This is a genomic window from Cytobacillus firmus (genome assembly GCF_023715565.1).
Lineage (GTDB): Bacteria > Bacillota > Bacilli > Bacillales > Cytobacillaceae > Cytobacillus > Cytobacillus firmus_C.
In genome coordinates this window covers 52,898-69,668 of record NZ_JAMBOJ010000011.1, presented here as the reverse complement: position 1 = coordinate 69,668, position 16,771 = coordinate 52,898, and the positions used below count along the sequence as shown (strand labels likewise).

Genomic DNA, 16,771 nt, shown 5'->3' with positions numbered 1-16,771 from the left:
GCGGTGACAACCGATGTTTAAAAACATGCTGGCCCGCATAAGGCAGGTGATGTACAGAATGGGATTGATTAAAGGAATCAAAAAGCTGGCTGATCACAAGGACATCCAAATCAATGAGGATTTTTATAAATATATCAGCAACTGGAAAGCTCTCTATAGGGGTTATTTTAGCGAGTGGCACGATATCAGCTATACAACGATTGCTGGCCCGAAAAAACGCCGTATGGCTTCCCTGAATATGCCTAAGGTGGTTTCTCAGGAGCTGGCAACATTAATCTTTAACGAAAGATGCGAGATTAATATATCTGAGCAAAAGCTTGCAGATGAGATTCATAGCATTTTCAAGAAAAATAACTTCGTAAAGAAGTTCCAGGATTATTTAGAATTCAAGTTTGCTATGGGTGGCATGGTAATTAAACCATATGTTGAGAATGGACAGTTGAAGCTTTCCTATGTGACGGCAGATTGCTTCATTCCGATAAGTTGGGACCACAATCTTATTAGAGAAGCGGTTTTCCCTAATGAATTCACAAAGAAGGGGACGAAATACACTCATCTTGAATGGCACCTATGGGAGGGTGATACCTATTTAATCCGGAATGAGGTTTATGAAAACAACGCTGGAGAAGAATTAGGTGTTAAAGTTCCTCTAAAGCAATTTTTCCCGAGCCTTTATGAGGAAATAAGAATATCCAATTACAAGCGTCCTGGTTTTGTTTACTTTAAACCTAACACGGCCAATAACCTTGATACTGCGAGTCCTTTAGGGATTTCCATTTTCGCCAATTCCCTCGATACGCTGCATTCGTTGGATATCGCCTTTGATTCTTACCAGCGGGAATTTAAGTTAGGGAGAAAACGAATTTTGGTACCAGCCTCAGCTATAAATACTGTTATTGATCCTAACACTGGCCAAATGCACCGTTACTTTGACGCTGAGGACGAAGTATACCAGGCGCTTAGTTTTGGTGATATGGATGCTAACAAAATCGCGGATATTTCAGCAACTCTTCGTGTAGATGAGCACATTGCGGCAATCAATTCTTTGCTTAATGTCATGGCAATGCAAATAGGCTTCTCGGCAGGCTCGTTTACATTTGATGGACAAGGTGTAAAAACGGCAACGGAGGTCGTTTCTGAGAACTCTAAGACTTTCCGGACAAAGCAAAGCCATGAAAACCTTATTGAAGCGGGTATACAAGAGCTTGTCGAGTGTATCATCCAGGTTGCGGAGTTATACAAACTGTTTAGTCGTCCTGCTGCTGATTATGAGGTTACTGTCGCTTTTGATGATTCTATTGCTGAAGATCAAGCAGCCGAAATTAATACTCAGGTCCAACTGGTTACGAACAAATTGACCACTAGGAAAAAGGCTATTATGAAAATTCATGGTTTCTCTGAGGAAGAGGCTGAGGTGATGATGAAAGAAATCGGCGAGGAAAACAAGACGATGACCCCAGAAATGGTTGATTTCTTTGGAATAAATAAGCAAAAGCAGGAAACTAACTAATGGATCCACGAAAACAGCAGCAGTTATCCATGCCGGTTGTGGAGGTTTTTCTTTCTATTGAGGAAGAGCTTTTGCTACATGTTGCTGAATTGCTTAAGAAGCACCAATCTCTTTTAACAGAGGATGGGATACAATCTTGGGAGGCAGAGCAGCTGGCACAGTTAGAGTCACTTACTCAGAGAAATATCCTTACAATCGCTAAGCATGCGGGTCTTGCTATTGATGCAGTAACGGAAATGCTGGAAGAAGCGGGATATGGAGCACTTGAAGAAAATGAAGGGAGTCTTACTGAAGCGGTTCAGCAAGGCTTATTGATACAAGCCCCTGCCACTGCTTCAAGTACTGCCCTGCAGGCTGTTATTATCTCTTATCAAAATCAGGCCAAGGAAACTTTTAATCTTGTTAATTCCACATTGTTAGACCAGTCTAGGCAAATTTATTTGGACATCATTAATCAAACAGTCGGGAAAGTCCTGGCCGGAACGTCAACTCCACAAGAAGCTCTCAGGGAAACCGCAAGGAAATGGGCAGAAAAGGGCATTCCTGCGCTGATAGACAAAGCGGGAAGGCAATGGTCTACAGAAGCCTATATCAACGCTGTGGTTCGTTCTATGAGCAATAACTTGGCGAATGACATGCAAGATACCAGGATGGATGAATATGGTGCTGATCTAGTTGAGATTAGCAGTCATTCGGGAGCCAGGCCAAAGTGTGCTAAGTACCAGGGGAGAATCTTCTCACGAAGCGGCAGGCATCCAAAATACCCTTCTCTCTCATCAACAAGTTATGGAGAACCAGACGGGCTCTTTGGCATTAACTGCCGCCATGTTAAATATCCCTTCATCGAAGGTATAACAAAAAGGACCTACAAACCTTATCCAGCTGCAGAAAACCGTAAAGTATATGAGCAAAGCCAGCAGCAACGTTATTTGGAAAGGCGAATACGCCAGGCTAAAAGGGAGCTCGATATGCTAAGAGCCATAGGTGATGATGTTGGAATAAAAATGGCGAAGCAAAGGGTTAAAGAGCGTCAAGCTACTATGCGAGAGTTTATTGCTGCTACTGGGCGCGGCCGCCATTATGAAAGGGAGCAGATTCATTAATGTGGGTATCGAAAAAAGAATTCGAAGAGCTTAAAAAGAAGGTAGAGGAACAAAATAATATTCTCGATAACATGTCCTTCCACATGATCAAAATGCAAGATGAAATTAATGAACTGAAGAATCCTAAGGAGTCTAACTATTTCGGTTAAGGCTTTTTATCAAGCAAAAAGGATTATCCCTCCTAAAAAGAGAAAGAATATAAAAAGTATCTTATTGGAGGATTCAGGATGAAAGAATTTTTTGAGATATTACAACATGAAGCTAAGGAAATAGATATTAAATTTTTACGAAGTAGTATAGAAGGTAAAGGAACATCCCAGGAGGTTTCTGATTTCAGGGAGCATGCTGTTCAGGATTTCATTCAAAAATATTACCCTTACCCATATAGAATCACAAAAGGTGGTATTTACGATAGTAATGGAATGAGGTCTGACTCAATAGATTGTATTATTTTAAATCCAGCTCATCCGCACACTATAAATAGCCATGGAAAGCACAGTTTGATTTTAGCGGATGGAGTAGACGCAGCTATTGAAGTTAAACCAGATATTTCAGTTAAAAAAGAACTAGAAAGGGGGCTGATTCAAGGTGTTTCAGTGAAAGAGTTGAGAAGGGCAAGTAGTCCTTTATTAAAAAGAATTGGTCAGCCGCACCCTGACACAATAATTGAGCATTCGAAGCAAGTTCCTTTTTTTATTTTTGCAATGAAAGCTAAAAGTGATATAACTAAAACTATTCAAGATATCAAAAATTATTACAGTGAAAATAATATATCAATAGATTATCAACTTGATGGAATCATTGTACAAAATAAGGGGATTATTATGAACTATAAGGACAAAAGCTATTTTAATTGGAGTGGGGGCAGTATAACCGATGAACAAAAAGTAGGTTGGGTCTATGAAGATTGGCAAGAAAATACACTTGCAGGTTTTCTAAGCCACCTTAATGAAGTTTTTCCTGCTACAGCAAGACTCTCAAAGCCAGTTATTAAATACTATTTGCAAAATATTTCTATTGGCTTAGATTTTCATGGAAGATGAGATGTTCAGAAAGAGTTCCTAATTAGGGAGCTCTTTTTATATTGGTCTTTTTAAAGGCTAGACCTTAAAGAGGCGTATTCCTTAGCGTGGAGGGTTACACGTAAAAAAAACTAATAAGGAGTTGCGTTATAGATGGATTTAAAAGAATTACTTGGTGAAGAGTTGTATAAACAGGTCATGGGTAAAGTTGGAGACAGTAAGATTGCCATAGTTTCAGATGGTAATTGGTTCCCAAAGGAAAAATTCGATGCTGTTAACACCGAGAATAAGGACCTAAAGAAGCAGTTGAAAGACCGCGATACACAATTAACTGATCTTCAGGGCAAGGCCCAAGGAAATGAGGACCTGCAGAAGCAAATTCAACAACTCCAGAATGCCAATAAAAAGGCTACTGATGATTATGAAGCAAAATTGGCTCAGCAGTCCTTTGATTTTGCTTTGAAAGAAGCTCTTTCCGGTGCGAAAGCGAAAAATCCTAAAGCGGTTGAGGCTCTATTAAACAAGGATGCTATTAAGCTGGATGGTGATAAGCTTCTTGGCTTAGATGATCAGCTGAAAGCTATAAAAGAAAGTGATGCCTATCTTTTTGATGCTGAACAAAATCAACAGCAGCAGCCTCCAACTTTTTCAACTGGCCAGCACCAAACACCACCAATCGGCGGTGAGCCTAGTACTCTATTAGATGCGTTGAATCAAAGATTTACCCAAAACTAATCTTATTATTGGAGAGTGACTTAAATGCCTATTACACTAACTCAAGCAAAGGTCGGCATGGCCGACAAAGTAGATCAAATGGTAATTGATGAATACCGTCGAGCGTCATTTTTATTGGATCAATTGACATTCGATAATGCCGTTTCCCCTGGTACAGGCGGATCCACATTGACTTATGGTTACACTCGATTAAAGACTCCATCTGTTGCTGGATTCCGTGCACTTAATAGCGAATACTCAGCACAAGAAGCAGACCGCGAGAATCTTTCTGTTGATCTAAAGATTTTCGGTGGAGCATTTGAGATTGACCGAGTAATTCAGGAAACATCCGGTCAAATTAACGAAATGAATTTCCAGCTGCAGCAAAAGATCAAAGGAGCGGCAAACCTTTTCCACTATACCGTTATTAATGGTGACTCTGCTGTTGACACTCAGGCGTTTGATGGACTGGATAAAGCTCTTACAGGATCCAATACTGAATTGAATACTGAATCCGTTATCAATATTTCAGATGAGGCAGGATTAGATAGCAACAAATTCGCCTTGCTAGATGCTATAGATAACTTTTTAGCCGAATTGGACGGCCGCCCAACGATGCTTTTGGGTAACAGTAAATTAATTACAAAAGTTAAGTCCGTTGCTCGCCGCGCTGGTTATGCAACAAAAACCGAGGATGGTTTTGGTCGCACTGTTACAGGTTATGACGGCATTCCTTTAGTTGACCTTGGCTATTTTGTTAGCGGTGGCACTACAACTGTTCCAGTTGTACCTATTGAAGATCGCACAGTTGGTACTGCACAAACTGGCCTAACTGATCTATATGCTGTTTCCCTTGGGATGGATGGTTTCCATGGTGTATCTCCAACAGGAAATAAAATCATCCGAACATATTTACCTGATTTTAATGCTCCTGGTGCGGTAAAACGCGGTGAAGTAGAAATGGTAGCTGCTGTAGCCCTTAAGGCTACTCGCAAAGCGGGTGTTCTTCGCAACATCAAAGTTCAATAAAGAAGGGAGTTTTTCTAATGGCCGAAAAAGCTAAAATTAAGAGTCCTAACCCAAAATATACCGGGGTTAGTGCTTCCCTTCAGTTTGTTAATGGGGAAGCTGAGACTAATGATAAGTGGCTTATTGAGTGGTTTGAAAATAAAGGCTACAAAGTGGAAATGCCTCAAGAGACCCAACAAGAGATTGAGCCAATTGAGGAAAAGGAAACAGAACCAAAGAAAAAGACAGGGAAGACCAAAGCTAAAGATGCTGATGATAAAAAGGATGAGTAAACATGCCTTACATCGATCAAACTTTTTATACTGACGTATACAAGGGCACCCCAGTAAATGCGGATGCCTTTCCTCGTTTATTAGAGAGGGCGTGTGATTCAATTGACCATATTACTAATTATGCTGTTGTTGGTCGTGATCTTGATTCTATGCACCAAGTAATTCAGCTGAACTTTAAAAAGGCAGCGGCTGCTCAAATTGAGTATCTGTCTAGTGTAGGTGAGGCCGTTGTCCATGGGATAAGCGGTCCTGCTAATGTTTCCGTTGGAGCCTTCAGTTATTCCGAGGGTGGAAATGCCGCAACTCCAATTAGTCCGGCTGCTGTATCATACCTTAGGGCAACCGGCTTCCTAAATGGAGGAGTGACAGTCATTGGTTAAGCCTATTCCTAAAATGGTTTTAATCCACTCTGTAACCTATGAGGAGTATTTGGGAAGGGGCAGGATGGATGAAGAATACAAGCAGCCTATTACTCTTTCAAATGTCCTGGTTCAACCGGTTTCGAATATTAAACGTTCTAACATCGCAGAGCAAAAGGCTTTTCAGTCTTTGCTCTTTTTTGATGTTGTGAACTCGTCCTCTGAGGCACCATTCGTATTCAAAGAGAAATCCAAGGTGACTTTCCAAGGTCAAACGATGACGGTAAACAAGGTTAATTCAGTTCACGCCTTTTCTCTCCACCATTACGAAGTGGAGTTGGTTTAAATGATTCAGTTTAACGTCCAAACATCCCTTAACATTCCGGGGCTGAGGCGGCGGCATGACAGGTCTCTGCGTGCCACCCAGCTGCAATTGGATAACGACGTCCTGAAAGACTCCAATTATTTTATTCCTAAAGATACCGGTGAGCTTGAGCGGTCATCTATCCGTTCTAGTTTAGTTGGTAAGGGAAGACTGTATTGGAGCACAAAATATGCGAGAAAGCTTTACTATAATCCGGATATTAATTTCAGGAAAGAAGTTAACCCAAACGCCCAGGCACTATGGTTCGAAGCGGCAAAAGCCCGAAGAAAAGAAGGTTGGATTGAAGACGTGCAGAGAAATTACCTGGATTATTTCAGTAGATTGTAGGTGGTTGGCAATGGATTTTCTTTTAAGAGTCATGGAATACATCGAAGACAACGTGCAGCTGAATGCACCAATTAATTCACCTGTTTTAGATAGCGATTCATCAGCGGTTGCAATCCGGCAAACACCTTCAACAATAAACACCCGTTTTATCGAAGGAAAAACGGCAGATTTCAGCTTTCAAATCCTTGTGAAGGATAAAAGTCACATAGCTTGCTATAACACGATACAGGCAATATTTAAGGCTCTGGATGGACTGTCAAAAGGGGAGATTGTATCCTCTGATGGAAGTTTTTCTTTTATAAAATGTGAATGTTACACATTGCCTAATTTCGTTGAAAAAACCGAGCATGCCGAATATATTTACACGGCTCTCTTTACAGCAGAGCTTGAATAGGAGGGAACCAAATGGCTTTTGAATTGATGAATAAACACAAATTTGAAATCAGTACAACGCCTGGTGTAGATCCAGGAACTTTTGCAAGGATTGCAGTTGGTATTACATCTGCAGAACCTGCAAACAATGAAGAATTGTCCCAGGACAAATACATGGATGGAGATGGATACGGAGAAACCGATGTGATTGGTGCTCAAACTGTCCTTTCCTTTTCTGGTCACCGCAATTATGGTGACGCTGCACAAGATTATATTTTCAGCAAAGTGTTGGAACTCGGTAACTCTCGCCGCACGCAATTCAGGTGGACAGAGCCTGATGGTGGCATTTTCGAAGGTGATTGCACGATTGCAAATATTAGTCAGCCGTCTGGGGACGCCGGGGCAAAAGGTGAAATTTCATTTGAGATCCACTTCAATGGTAAGCCGGATTATACTCCTCCAGTAGCTGGATAATAAACTGAGAGCCGTTCAAAGCGGCTCTTTTTTACTTGAAAGGGTGGATATTATGACAATGCGGTCATTTGATTTTAAGAAATCCTATGAAGAATTAAAGATCAATGGTGAATTATATAAAATCGATTTTTCTGACGCCAAGCTAAAAGAATATCGAAAGTCTTTCAATGAGTTTTATGCCGAATCGCAAAACATGCAGTCTGTAAATACCAGCGAATTAGGAAAAGACGATGAGCTAAAACAGTTTGACCATGCTATTGACCTAACAAAGAAGACTATTGATAAATTGCTGGGTGATGGCAGTTTCAATAAGTTATATGAGCAGTCGGGTCGTTCGCTATTTAACATGATGGATCTTGTTGAATTCCTGGCCGAATTAGTTGGAGAAAAAACCAATAAAGTGCGCAATGAACGTGCACATAAATACACTAAGCATAAAAAGCAGCTCCATAACGGAAATAAACGATGAGTTTTCTCCTTACGGATGAATTCGAGGATTCATTCGAATGGGAAGGAAAGGTTTATCATGTTGATTTAGCGTTTGATAACGTGCTGCGGTTATTCGAAATGTTTGATGACGATACCTTTTTTGAGGAAGAAAAACCGTTTTTGGCAATCACTATGCTTGTGGTTGAGGAAATTTCAAATTACCAATCGTGGGAAGAAGGGTTTGAGCTCTTTAAGTTCCTGATGAAAGAGTTTCTGGATATCAACCTGGATGAGCAAAGTGAAAAGAAAAAGAAAATATATGATTTCAAAAAGGACGCTGATCTTATTTATGCGTCTTTTTTTGCGTGTTACAAAATCGATCTCTTTGAGATGCATGGAAAACTGCATTGGAAGAAGTTTAATGCCTTGTTATCCCATTTAGATGATAAATCAAAGCTTAAACAAGTCATTGGTTACAGAGAAATGAAGGTTCCTAATAGCAAGGAGTCCTCTAGAGAATACATCGAGCATGTTCAAAAAATGAAAAGATTGTATTCACTCGATGATCGCCCTGCAGCTGAACAAATCGATAGTGCTTTTGATGCTCTGGCTCATACTTTCAGAGCAAACGCCAAGGTGGTGAAGAAAGATGGCTGATGGCCGTATTGAAATCGACACCAGGATAAATGATGATGGCGTGGAGCAAGGGTTTCGAGATTTACAAACCAGAATGAGTGAAGTTGGCGAAAGTCTTAGGACAACGGGAGAAAATTTAAGTAAGTATTTATCCTTACCCCTTACTGCAGTCGGTGGAGCGGCCGGTAAAATGGCGAACGACACACAGGTTGCCTTAGGGAGAATCCAATCAGGTTTGGGTATTACCAGAACTGAAGCTCAAAAGCTCCTTGATATTGCACAAGATGTCTGGGTAGATGGCTGGGGAGAAAGCCTTGAGGATGTTGCGGATTCTATAGTCAATGTAAAACATAATCTCGGTGATTTGAATAAAGAAGACCTTGCTAATGTAACTAAAGGCGCTTATCTTCTATCTCAGAGGTTTGATGCAGATTTAAACGAATCCACCCGTGCAGCTGGCCAATTAATGAAGGATTTTGGGATTGATTCCTCAAAAGCCATGGACATGCTTACTTGGGGATTCCAAAACGGTCTTGATTACACTGGTGAATTCTTAGATACAATTCGTGAATATAGCCCTCAGTTTAGCGAGCTTGGATATACTGGGGAGCAAACCTTAAATGCACTGAAAGCAGGGTTTGATGCGGGCGCGTGGTCCCTAGACAAAGTTGGGGACGCAATTAAGGAAAGTCATCTGCGAATGGGAGCTCTTGACAAAGCTACTGTAGAAGCTTACAAGTCGATGGGTCTCAATGCCGAGGAGTATGTCGGCAAAATAGCCAAAGGTGGAGAAGAAGGAAATAAGGCCTTCCAAGAAATTGTTAAGAAATTGATGGAAGTTGAAGATGCCACTCTAAGGAACCAGCTTGCAACTGATCTTTTCGGGACTCAGTATGAAGATCTTCGAGAGAAGGTCATCTTTGCAATGGCGGGTGCAGAGACGGGTATTAAAGGGTTAGAAGGTACTACACAAAGGGCAGCTGATGCACTTCATGATAATTTTGGGGAACGACTTCAAAAGTCATTTAGAAAAATGATGTCGTCACTAGAGCCACTTGGTCATATTTTGCTTGATATGGCAGATCGGGTACTTCCGAAAGTAAACAATGCAATTAAACAGCTATCTGATTGGTTCAACAATCTATCTCCTACTGCCCAGAATGTTGTGGTAGTAATCGGGCTTATTCTGGCAGCGCTTGGTCCATTGTTGATGATAATCGGCTTTGTTGCTCAAGGTGTAGGAGTTCTCGCTGGACTTTTTGGCTCGATAACAGCTCCAATCGCACTAGTGATTGCTGGCATAGCGTTACTTGTCGGAGCATTAGTCGCTGCATACACAAACTCTGAGACTTTCCGAGAAAAAGTAAATGGAGCCTTTCTCAAAATCAAGGAGATTGGCCTTCAGGTCTTTGAGGTTGTTGCTAGCTTCATAGGTGAAAAGATTGCTCAGATAAAGCAGTTCTGGGATGAAGTTGGCCCCCAATTTCTCGAGGCCGTCACAAATGTATTCAATGGAATCAAGGCAGTCATTGATTTTGTTATGCCTGCAGTTCTTTTTGTTGTCCAAATGGTGTGGGATAGCATAAAGGGAGTCATTAATGGAGCGCTGGATATTATCATGGGTGCCATCAAGGTGTTTTCAGGCTTGTTTACTGGTGATTGGTCCATGATGTGGGATGGCATTAAACAATTGCTGGGTGGCGCTGTAGAGTTTATCTGGAACCTTCTGAACCTGATGTTTATTGGCAGGATTTTAAAGGGCATTGGCGCCTTTGTTAAGGGCGGAGTAAATCTAATAAAAGAGTTTGGTACCAAGATTATTAACTTCTTCAAGAATACCTGGAATGGCGCATGGAACCTTGTGGACGATTTTGTTGATGCAGTAATCACATTATTTAACCTGTTCAGGACAAGGGGTAACTCAATATTTCAGTCTTTCAGCGGTGTCATCAAATCTATCTTTACATCAATTAAAACTGGTGTAGTGAATACTGCTCAAGGTTTAAGGGACAGGGCGGTATCTATCTTTGAGGGAATGAAGACAACCGTATCGACGATTTTTAACAAAATCAAAGATTTCATTACAAACCCTATTGAAACAGCAAAGGATACAGTCCTTGGTATTATCGATACAATTGTTCGAGCATTTAACAAAATGAAAATCAAAATCCCAAAGCCGAAGCTTCCGAAAGTAAGTGTATCAATGAAAACGGGATTTATGGGTGTGCAGTATCCTGACTTTGATGTTCAATGGCTGGCAAAGGGTGGTATTGTTCCTCCAAATAGCCCAGGTCTTTATGGATTAGGGGATAACAAAATGTATGATGAAGCAGCTATCCCACTTTCTCCATCCGTTTTAGGAATGATCGGACAGAAAATTGCGGATAACATGCCAGGCTCAAATGTACCGGCGGGAGAAGTAACCAAACAAATTCATCTTCATATGCCAAATGTCCGAAATGAAAGGGATGCAAGGAGCATTTCAATTAAATTAGCTGATCTTGAAAGTCGGCATAATCGTGTGGGGGGTGGTAATTAGTGGACTGGGGATTCACCTATAGAGGTATTCATTCATCAGAGAAAGGGCTAAGAATTGCTAATATATCAGGGCGCGATACACTCCCGGACATTGAAAGCCGTACTGCACAGACAGCTTCAAAGCATGGCCTTCATTATTATGGATATAGATTTCAGGAGAGAAGAATCAGGGCTGAAATAACCCTATATGGTTCTTCTCTTTCTAATTTCAGAAGCAAAATAAGAGAAATTGCTGCATGGCTTAATCCTTATGATGGGCCAGGGGAATTGATATTCGATGATGAACCAGACAAGAAATATTATGCAGTCATAACTGAGAATACAGACTTTGAGGGCATGTTCATAAAGCGGGTGGCTGAAATTGAATTCCTTTGCCCGGATCCGTTCGCTTATGCCATTTCTGAAACAGCTGCATCGATTTCAGGGAATTCCTTAACCATTGACAATGATGGAACAGCGGAAACTTTCCCGGTTATTGAGATTACAGCAGATGGATCAGCGGGGCCTGATAATTTTGAAGGGAAAATTGCCGGGAGTACGGTAGAAAATCCACATACAATCAAATTTACAAGTTACCCAACGTTAAGAGAACCCGCAAATATTCCTTTCGAAATCCCACAGGGTTCATATATAAATGCTTCTTTTCTTGATGGAAATGTAACAAGGCACTTAAATTCAACTTACAAAAATATTGCCATGCAGATGTTTTCCTTCAACCTAATAGCCCTAATCAAGCGAAAATTCGGTTTCACCGTACCAGGTGCAAACCTTGCTGAACAGGTGCAATGGCTGAAAACGAATATAAGCCAAATTACGGCTAATTGGTGGGGGAAGGGAACGAATAAGCAGGCGAACCCTACAGGCATAGCGAACTTTGTCGGGAAGGTTAAAGGAAGTACCGTAGAAAATCCGCATAAAGCTTATAGGCATGGTGTTGCAAGTGCTCCTGTATCTCCTACAAGTCATACTGTTGAACTTGACACAGGAACAGGTACAACAGGGTATGGAACTATTGAGTCTTTAAATGGAACCATTGTTGCACAAAGTGCTTCTGCTGCCGGGAATATAGCACAAATGCTGTTCTCTTTTGATTTAATTGAGTATGTACAAAGGAAGTACAGCGTAACGGTTCCAGGAGCGACAACAGCTGATAAGATTCAGTGGTTAAAAGACAACATTTCTTTACTCAGGGTGAATTGGCATGGTTACGGAATTGGGCCTTCAGGAAATGCAGCTTGGTTGAACCTTTGGAGAGGGGATACTTTAGCTTGGTATTCTACACCAAGGAGCCACACAAGCGGAACTGTTGCAATTATTGAATTTGACACAACAGCAACAACGGTATTTATTGATGTTGATGGTTTCCTTCATTGTGTGGCCTATTCAGAAGCTTCTGACGGTACGACAAGCGGTCAAATAAGAACCGATTATGTAGAGTTGGAAGTCGAATTGAAGGCGGGGCAGGATAAAGCGAATTTCACAAGATGGAGAGCAACAGGAAGTTGGAACACATTCGCGCAGAGTAATGACACAAATGGAATTGCCTTAATTTCTTATGCTTTGCCAAATTCAGCGCTTTCTGACGGAATTGATTCAAATGGATTTTGTCACTTCTTGGCCTATGCTGAACCGTCAAACGGAATATCACCTTCAACCATTGAAACGGATTATATTGAACTGAAAGTATTGCTATCCAAAACCGAAGGAATAAAGGTGTCAAACGGTGACGAATTCATAGCCATTCAGCGGAGTTTAGCCACAGGGGATAAAGTGAAGATTGACAATGAGCGCGGAACAATCACACTTAACGGAACAACTGACATAATCAGCAGCCTGGACATTGATTCTGACTTTTTCGCCATAAAATCAGGCAGCAGTACCCTGACAGTAGGGGGCGGGAACGGAACTGTCAGATATACAAAGAGGTGGCTATAAATGAATAAGATTTTCCTATTGGATGGGCAAACCGAAGGGCTTCTTGCTGTTCTGCAAAATGACAGCAGCAAGAAATGCCCTTTTTTTGATGCCGTTCACACAGAACAATTAAATAAAGACCATACCTTTGAATTCTCTGTTCCGGCTGATCATGATGCAGCTGCACACGTAAAGAGAAATAATCTAGTCTTATTCAAAGATGTTGATGGGGAATATCAGCTATTTCAGATTTACAAAACAGAAGAAGAACATGGTGGATCCCAATTAACAACCAAGGCTTATGCAGAGCATTCCTATTTTGAAATGGTCGACGACATTATAGAGGATTTAAGGACGATAAATGACACAGCAGACAGCGCTATGACTGATGCCTTATCCAAAAGCCGATTCAAGAAAGGAACCGTTGCAGATCTTGGCCTGAGAACGACAAACTTTTATTATGAATCGGCTGTTTCTTCTATCCAGAAGATAATTGAAACCTGGGGCGGGGAACTGAAGAAGCGTATATATTTTGATGGAAGTAAGATTACAGGGCGTTTTGTTGATTTACTTGCCCGGAGGGGAGCTGATACAGGAAAACGATTCGAGTTAGGAAAAGATTTACTTTCAATCAAAAGGACTATTGTTTCACAGCCCAAAACAGCACTATATGGGCGCGGAAAAGGGGAAGAAACGGAATCAGGTGGATTCACCAGGCGTATAACTTTTGCTGATGTAGTCTGGAATGGTTCAGGTATTGATCCAGTAGACAAGCCGGCAGGCCAGGAATGGGTTGGGGATCCCGAAGCTCTTGAACGGTTTGGGCGCATTGATCCAGAAACAGGACAAAAAAAGCACAGGGTTGGAGTGTTTGAGGATGGAGAGGAAACAGATCCTGAAGTTTTGCTACAGAAAACATGGGATTATCTCCAAACTATTAATACTCTCAGGGTAACATATGAAATGTCCGTTTTGGATCTGGAAGATATAGCGGGCCTTTCTCATGAAAAAGTTCGCCTGGGTGATACCGTTTTTGTGATTGATAAAGAGTTCACTCCTGCTTTAAGGATTGAAGCGCGGGTAATTGAAATTAGGCGCGATTTAGCGGAGCCTGAAAACACAGAAGTCATTTTGGGCAACTTCCTCCCGATGTTCACAGATCTTTCTTCCAGGCTGAAACGTGTAGAGAGTAAGCTTGATGGAAAAGAGGGTGTTTGGGATGGTGTTCAGGATCCTATAGATGACACAGACTTTGCAGATATAACGCCTGCCAAGCCGATTGTGAAGGCGACAGGGGCTTTCTCCAAAGTGATTATTGAATGGGATGCTGACCTTAGAAGCTACTTGAAGGAATATGAAGTGTATGTTTCAACTGTTCCAAATTTCACGCCTGATTCTTCAAACTTAGTTGCCAGAACTGCAGCAAGCATTTTCACTTATGAAGGAGCGCCTAATCAGCAATATTATGTAAAAGTCCGGGGAGTAAACCGGGCCGGAACAGCCGGGCCTTTCTCAGACCAAAGAACAGCAACAACAGCGCGCATTGGTTCTTCAGATCTTGCTGATCTGATGGTAACAGCTGAAAAGCTTGCTACAGGATCCGTAGGAAATAATAAAATTGATCGTTCATCAGCAAACAAGCTTGTCATTGATTCAGCGGATATTGCGAAAGCTGCCGTTGGATCAGCTGCCATTGCTAACTTAGCGGTTGGTACAGCACATATACAAGATCTTGCCGTAAACCGGGGGAAGATTGCCGACTTAGCGGTGGACACAGCCAAAATAGCTGATTTAGCTGTAACAAATGCCAAGATCGGAAATATAAGCGCTAATAAAATCACTTCAGACTATTTGAATGTAGCCAGAATTGACGTAAGGGCGCAGCTTGGGGCCAATATTTCTACTGCTGAAGAATTGAAATATGGCTATATGAAAGCTGTAACATTGAACAGTGAAACTTGGTATCAATGGAGCGCTTTAACTAGCTGGATTTATCTTATGGAAGATACTGATCCGGCACAGTATAACAGGCCTGTTCCTGATGATGGGGATGAAGTTGCCTTTGACTTCCTTCTGTATGCGCAAAATACAGGAACAGCACCATCTTTAAACATGACTATCCGGGTGTACTTTGAAGATGGAACTTCTTGGCTTGATACTTTTGTATTAAGCAGCATTGTTTCAGTTCCGGCAAATACCGTAACACGATGCCAATTTTCCAGAAAGATCCCTGAAAATGCGTATTCAGGAAAGAAGCCTGCATATTGGGAAGTTTATTTTTACACTTCAACATCAGGCACTAAGCTTTATGTCCGGGAAACAGATGTAAGAATCAGGCTTAGAGGGAACTTAATTGTTCAAGGTGACATTGAAGCTAAGAACCTTAAAGCTTGGGAAGGTTTGAACATCAATGATCAGTTTGTTGTCGACGCAAACGGAAATGTTAAATTTGCCGGAACACTTGAAGCGGGGGTATCTATAAATTCGCCAACAATCCAAGCGGGTTCTTTTTACGGCGGGAACATTTACATGTACGGAACAAGCGCAACTATCCAAACTATGGATAATCCTGATGCTGTAACAGAACGTACAACTATTTATAATGGCGCTATTCATCAAAACAAATATTTTACTCCCGGAGATGCCGCAAAAGTAAAAACCACAATTCTTAGATCTGGCAGGCTAAATCTCGAAGTCGGAACTGGGATAGAGAAAACTTTAAGGGAAGATCTCATTGCATATAATGTTCCGGGCAACCTTTTACCTTATGAATATAAATACGAACCCTCCAACACGATTATAGATGCAGGACTTATTGCAACTGATATTGTTGGCCTTAAAGATTCATTAGACGGAGATATAACAGGACGGCCTATGTATATTTACACTGACAGGCTAGGGATCGGATTAAGCAAAAAGAATTCGACAGATCCAGAACATACAGGCCTACTTCTTGACATAAGAGAAGATGGATCTTATACACCTTCAGCGTACAGAACTTTGCTTTCTTCTCCAAACGGAATGAAGTTCGACATTCTGAACTCAGGAGATTTTGTTTTTAAAGGCACACTTAGAATTGAAAACAACAGTGACTTGCTTCAGCTTTATGGAAGTGACCATGTATATGTGGAGTATTTTAAAAATGGTGGAACCACAAGAACAGCATACATGGGATTTGGGAGCGCGGGAAGCAACGGTTTCACACTCAGAAACGAAATATCAGGCGGGGAACTAACCCTTTCAGCAGGATCAGGCGGGATTGTAAACATTCCTTCAAATGATTTGAAAGTACGTTCAACCACTTATACTTCTGATGAAAATCTAAAGAGCGAAATTGAACTGTATACAAAATCAGCCTTGCAAGAAATCCTTGCTACTCCTATAAAGCGATATTACTTAGAAGGTGATGTTCCGGGAGTAGATCAGAAACGGATTGGAATACTTTATCAGGAAGCTTCCATTGACATTGTCACACCACAAAAGGCCATTGATGGATATGCTATGAACTCGCTATCCTTTAAAGGTATTCAAGAACTATATGCAATGCAGATGGATGCAAAAACAGAAATAAATGAACTTAAAACAATAATTGAAGGGATGAATCCAAATGAATCAGACGAACCAACAAACCCAACAGAACCAACAGAATCTCCAACAGAACCAACAAATTAACATAGATCCTTTTGT

At 41.2% G+C, this 16,771-nt stretch carries 17 protein-coding genes; all 17 read left to right on the top strand.

What is annotated here, in order from left to right:
* The first annotated feature begins 13 nt into the window (after positions 1 to 13).
* The 17 genes from M3205_RS06270 to M3205_RS06190 all read left to right on the top strand — a co-directional run bounded on the left by M3205_RS06270 (position 14) and on the right by M3205_RS06190 (position 16,756).
* Positions 14 to 1,510, top strand: coding sequence for a phage portal protein (locus M3205_RS06270; protein ID WP_251169129.1), 1,497 nt, complete (start codon positions 14 to 16; stop codon positions 1,508 to 1,510).
* Positions 1,510 to 2,613, top strand: coding sequence for a phage minor capsid protein (locus M3205_RS06265; protein WP_251169128.1), 1,104 nt, complete (start codon positions 1,510 to 1,512; stop codon positions 2,611 to 2,613). Before M3205_RS06270 ends, M3205_RS06265 begins: the two co-directional genes overlap by 1 nt.
* The gene (locus M3205_RS06260; RefSeq protein ID WP_251169127.1) at positions 2,613 to 2,762 is read left to right on the top strand and encodes a hypothetical protein; all 150 of its coding nucleotides are present in this window, start codon (positions 2,613 to 2,615) and stop codon (positions 2,760 to 2,762) included. Before M3205_RS06265 ends, M3205_RS06260 begins: the two co-directional genes overlap by 1 nt.
* Positions 2,763 to 2,840: 78 nt before the next feature.
* Positions 2,841 to 3,656, top strand: coding sequence for a DUF6602 domain-containing protein (locus tag M3205_RS06255; RefSeq protein WP_251169126.1), 816 nt, complete (start codon positions 2,841 to 2,843; stop codon positions 3,654 to 3,656).
* A 132-nt stretch (positions 3,657 to 3,788) separates the two neighbouring features.
* On the top strand, positions 3,789 to 4,370 hold the full coding sequence (locus M3205_RS06250; protein WP_251169125.1) for a phage scaffolding protein: 582 nt from the start codon (positions 3,789 to 3,791) through the stop codon (positions 4,368 to 4,370).
* Positions 4,371 to 4,394: 24 nt separating this feature from the next.
* Complete coding sequence (locus M3205_RS06245; protein WP_251169124.1) at positions 4,395 to 5,378, top strand: major capsid protein; 984 nt, start codon at positions 4,395 to 4,397, stop codon at positions 5,376 to 5,378.
* A 17-nt stretch (positions 5,379 to 5,395) separates the two neighbouring features.
* Positions 5,396 to 5,650, top strand: coding sequence for a hypothetical protein (locus tag M3205_RS06240; protein WP_251169123.1), 255 nt, complete (start codon positions 5,396 to 5,398; stop codon positions 5,648 to 5,650).
* Between the two features lie 2 nt (positions 5,651 to 5,652).
* Positions 5,653 to 6,030 (top strand): head-tail connector protein, encoded by a 378-nt coding sequence (locus M3205_RS06235; RefSeq protein ID WP_251169122.1) that lies wholly within the window; start codon positions 5,653 to 5,655, stop codon positions 6,028 to 6,030.
* Positions 6,023 to 6,355, top strand: coding sequence for a putative minor capsid protein (locus tag M3205_RS06230; protein WP_251169121.1), 333 nt, complete (start codon positions 6,023 to 6,025; stop codon positions 6,353 to 6,355). The genes M3205_RS06235 and M3205_RS06230 overlap by 8 nt, the downstream gene beginning before the upstream one ends.
* Entirely contained in the window at positions 6,356 to 6,721 is a 366-nt protein-coding gene (locus tag M3205_RS06225) for a minor capsid protein (protein WP_251169120.1), read from the top strand.
* A 10-nt stretch (positions 6,722 to 6,731) separates the two neighbouring features.
* Positions 6,732 to 7,115 carry a minor capsid protein gene (locus M3205_RS06220; RefSeq protein WP_251169119.1) on the top strand — a complete coding sequence of 128 codons (384 nt, stop codon included), beginning with the start codon at positions 6,732 to 6,734 and terminating at the stop codon, positions 7,113 to 7,115.
* An 11-nt stretch (positions 7,116 to 7,126) separates the two neighbouring features.
* Positions 7,127 to 7,567 (top strand): phage tail tube protein, encoded by a 441-nt coding sequence (locus M3205_RS06215; protein ID WP_251169118.1) that lies wholly within the window; start codon positions 7,127 to 7,129, stop codon positions 7,565 to 7,567.
* Between the two features lie 52 nt (positions 7,568 to 7,619).
* Positions 7,620 to 8,036: a hypothetical protein gene (locus M3205_RS06210; RefSeq protein WP_251169117.1), complete on the top strand. Its 417-nt coding sequence runs from the start codon at positions 7,620 to 7,622 to the stop codon at positions 8,034 to 8,036.
* On the top strand, positions 8,033 to 8,653 hold the full coding sequence (locus M3205_RS06205; RefSeq protein WP_251169116.1) for a Gp15 family bacteriophage protein: 621 nt from the start codon (positions 8,033 to 8,035) through the stop codon (positions 8,651 to 8,653). The genes M3205_RS06210 and M3205_RS06205 overlap by 4 nt, the downstream gene beginning before the upstream one ends.
* The gene (locus M3205_RS06200; RefSeq protein ID WP_251169115.1) at positions 8,646 to 11,171 is read left to right on the top strand and encodes a phage tail tape measure protein; all 2,526 of its coding nucleotides are present in this window, start codon (positions 8,646 to 8,648) and stop codon (positions 11,169 to 11,171) included. Before M3205_RS06205 ends, M3205_RS06200 begins: the two co-directional genes overlap by 8 nt.
* Positions 11,171 to 13,105, top strand: coding sequence for a distal tail protein Dit (locus M3205_RS25805; RefSeq protein ID WP_251169114.1), 1,935 nt, complete (start codon positions 11,171 to 11,173; stop codon positions 13,103 to 13,105). Before M3205_RS06200 ends, M3205_RS25805 begins: the two co-directional genes overlap by 1 nt.
* On the top strand, positions 13,106 to 16,756 hold the full coding sequence (locus M3205_RS06190; protein WP_251169113.1) for a phage tail spike protein: 3,651 nt from the start codon (positions 13,106 to 13,108) through the stop codon (positions 16,754 to 16,756). It begins immediately after the preceding gene.
* Positions 16,757 to 16,771: the final 15 nt, after the last annotated feature.

Coding starts and splice junctions, on each gene's coding strand:
- M3205_RS06270 (WP_251169129.1), top strand. CDS start 14: ATGTTTAAAAACATGCTGGCCCGCATAAGGCAGGTGATGTACAGAATG.
- M3205_RS06265 (WP_251169128.1), top strand. CDS start 1,510: ATGGATCCACGAAAACAGCAGCAGTTATCCATGCCGGTTGTGGAGGTT.
- M3205_RS06260 (WP_251169127.1), top strand. CDS start 2,613: ATGTGGGTATCGAAAAAAGAATTCGAAGAGCTTAAAAAGAAGGTAGAG.
- M3205_RS06255 (WP_251169126.1), top strand. CDS start 2,841: ATGAAAGAATTTTTTGAGATATTACAACATGAAGCTAAGGAAATAGAT.
- M3205_RS06250 (WP_251169125.1), top strand. CDS start 3,789: ATGGATTTAAAAGAATTACTTGGTGAAGAGTTGTATAAACAGGTCATG.
- M3205_RS06245 (WP_251169124.1), top strand. CDS start 4,395: ATGCCTATTACACTAACTCAAGCAAAGGTCGGCATGGCCGACAAAGTA.
- M3205_RS06240 (WP_251169123.1), top strand. CDS start 5,396: ATGGCCGAAAAAGCTAAAATTAAGAGTCCTAACCCAAAATATACCGGG.
- M3205_RS06235 (WP_251169122.1), top strand. CDS start 5,653: ATGCCTTACATCGATCAAACTTTTTATACTGACGTATACAAGGGCACC.
- M3205_RS06225 (WP_251169120.1), top strand. CDS start 6,356: ATGATTCAGTTTAACGTCCAAACATCCCTTAACATTCCGGGGCTGAGG.
- M3205_RS06220 (WP_251169119.1), top strand. CDS start 6,732: ATGGATTTTCTTTTAAGAGTCATGGAATACATCGAAGACAACGTGCAG.
- M3205_RS06215 (WP_251169118.1), top strand. CDS start 7,127: ATGGCTTTTGAATTGATGAATAAACACAAATTTGAAATCAGTACAACG.
- M3205_RS06210 (WP_251169117.1), top strand. CDS start 7,620: ATGACAATGCGGTCATTTGATTTTAAGAAATCCTATGAAGAATTAAAG.
- M3205_RS06205 (WP_251169116.1), top strand. CDS start 8,033: ATGAGTTTTCTCCTTACGGATGAATTCGAGGATTCATTCGAATGGGAA.
- M3205_RS06200 (WP_251169115.1), top strand. CDS start 8,646: ATGGCTGATGGCCGTATTGAAATCGACACCAGGATAAATGATGATGGC.
- M3205_RS06190 (WP_251169113.1), top strand. CDS start 13,106: ATGAATAAGATTTTCCTATTGGATGGGCAAACCGAAGGGCTTCTTGCT.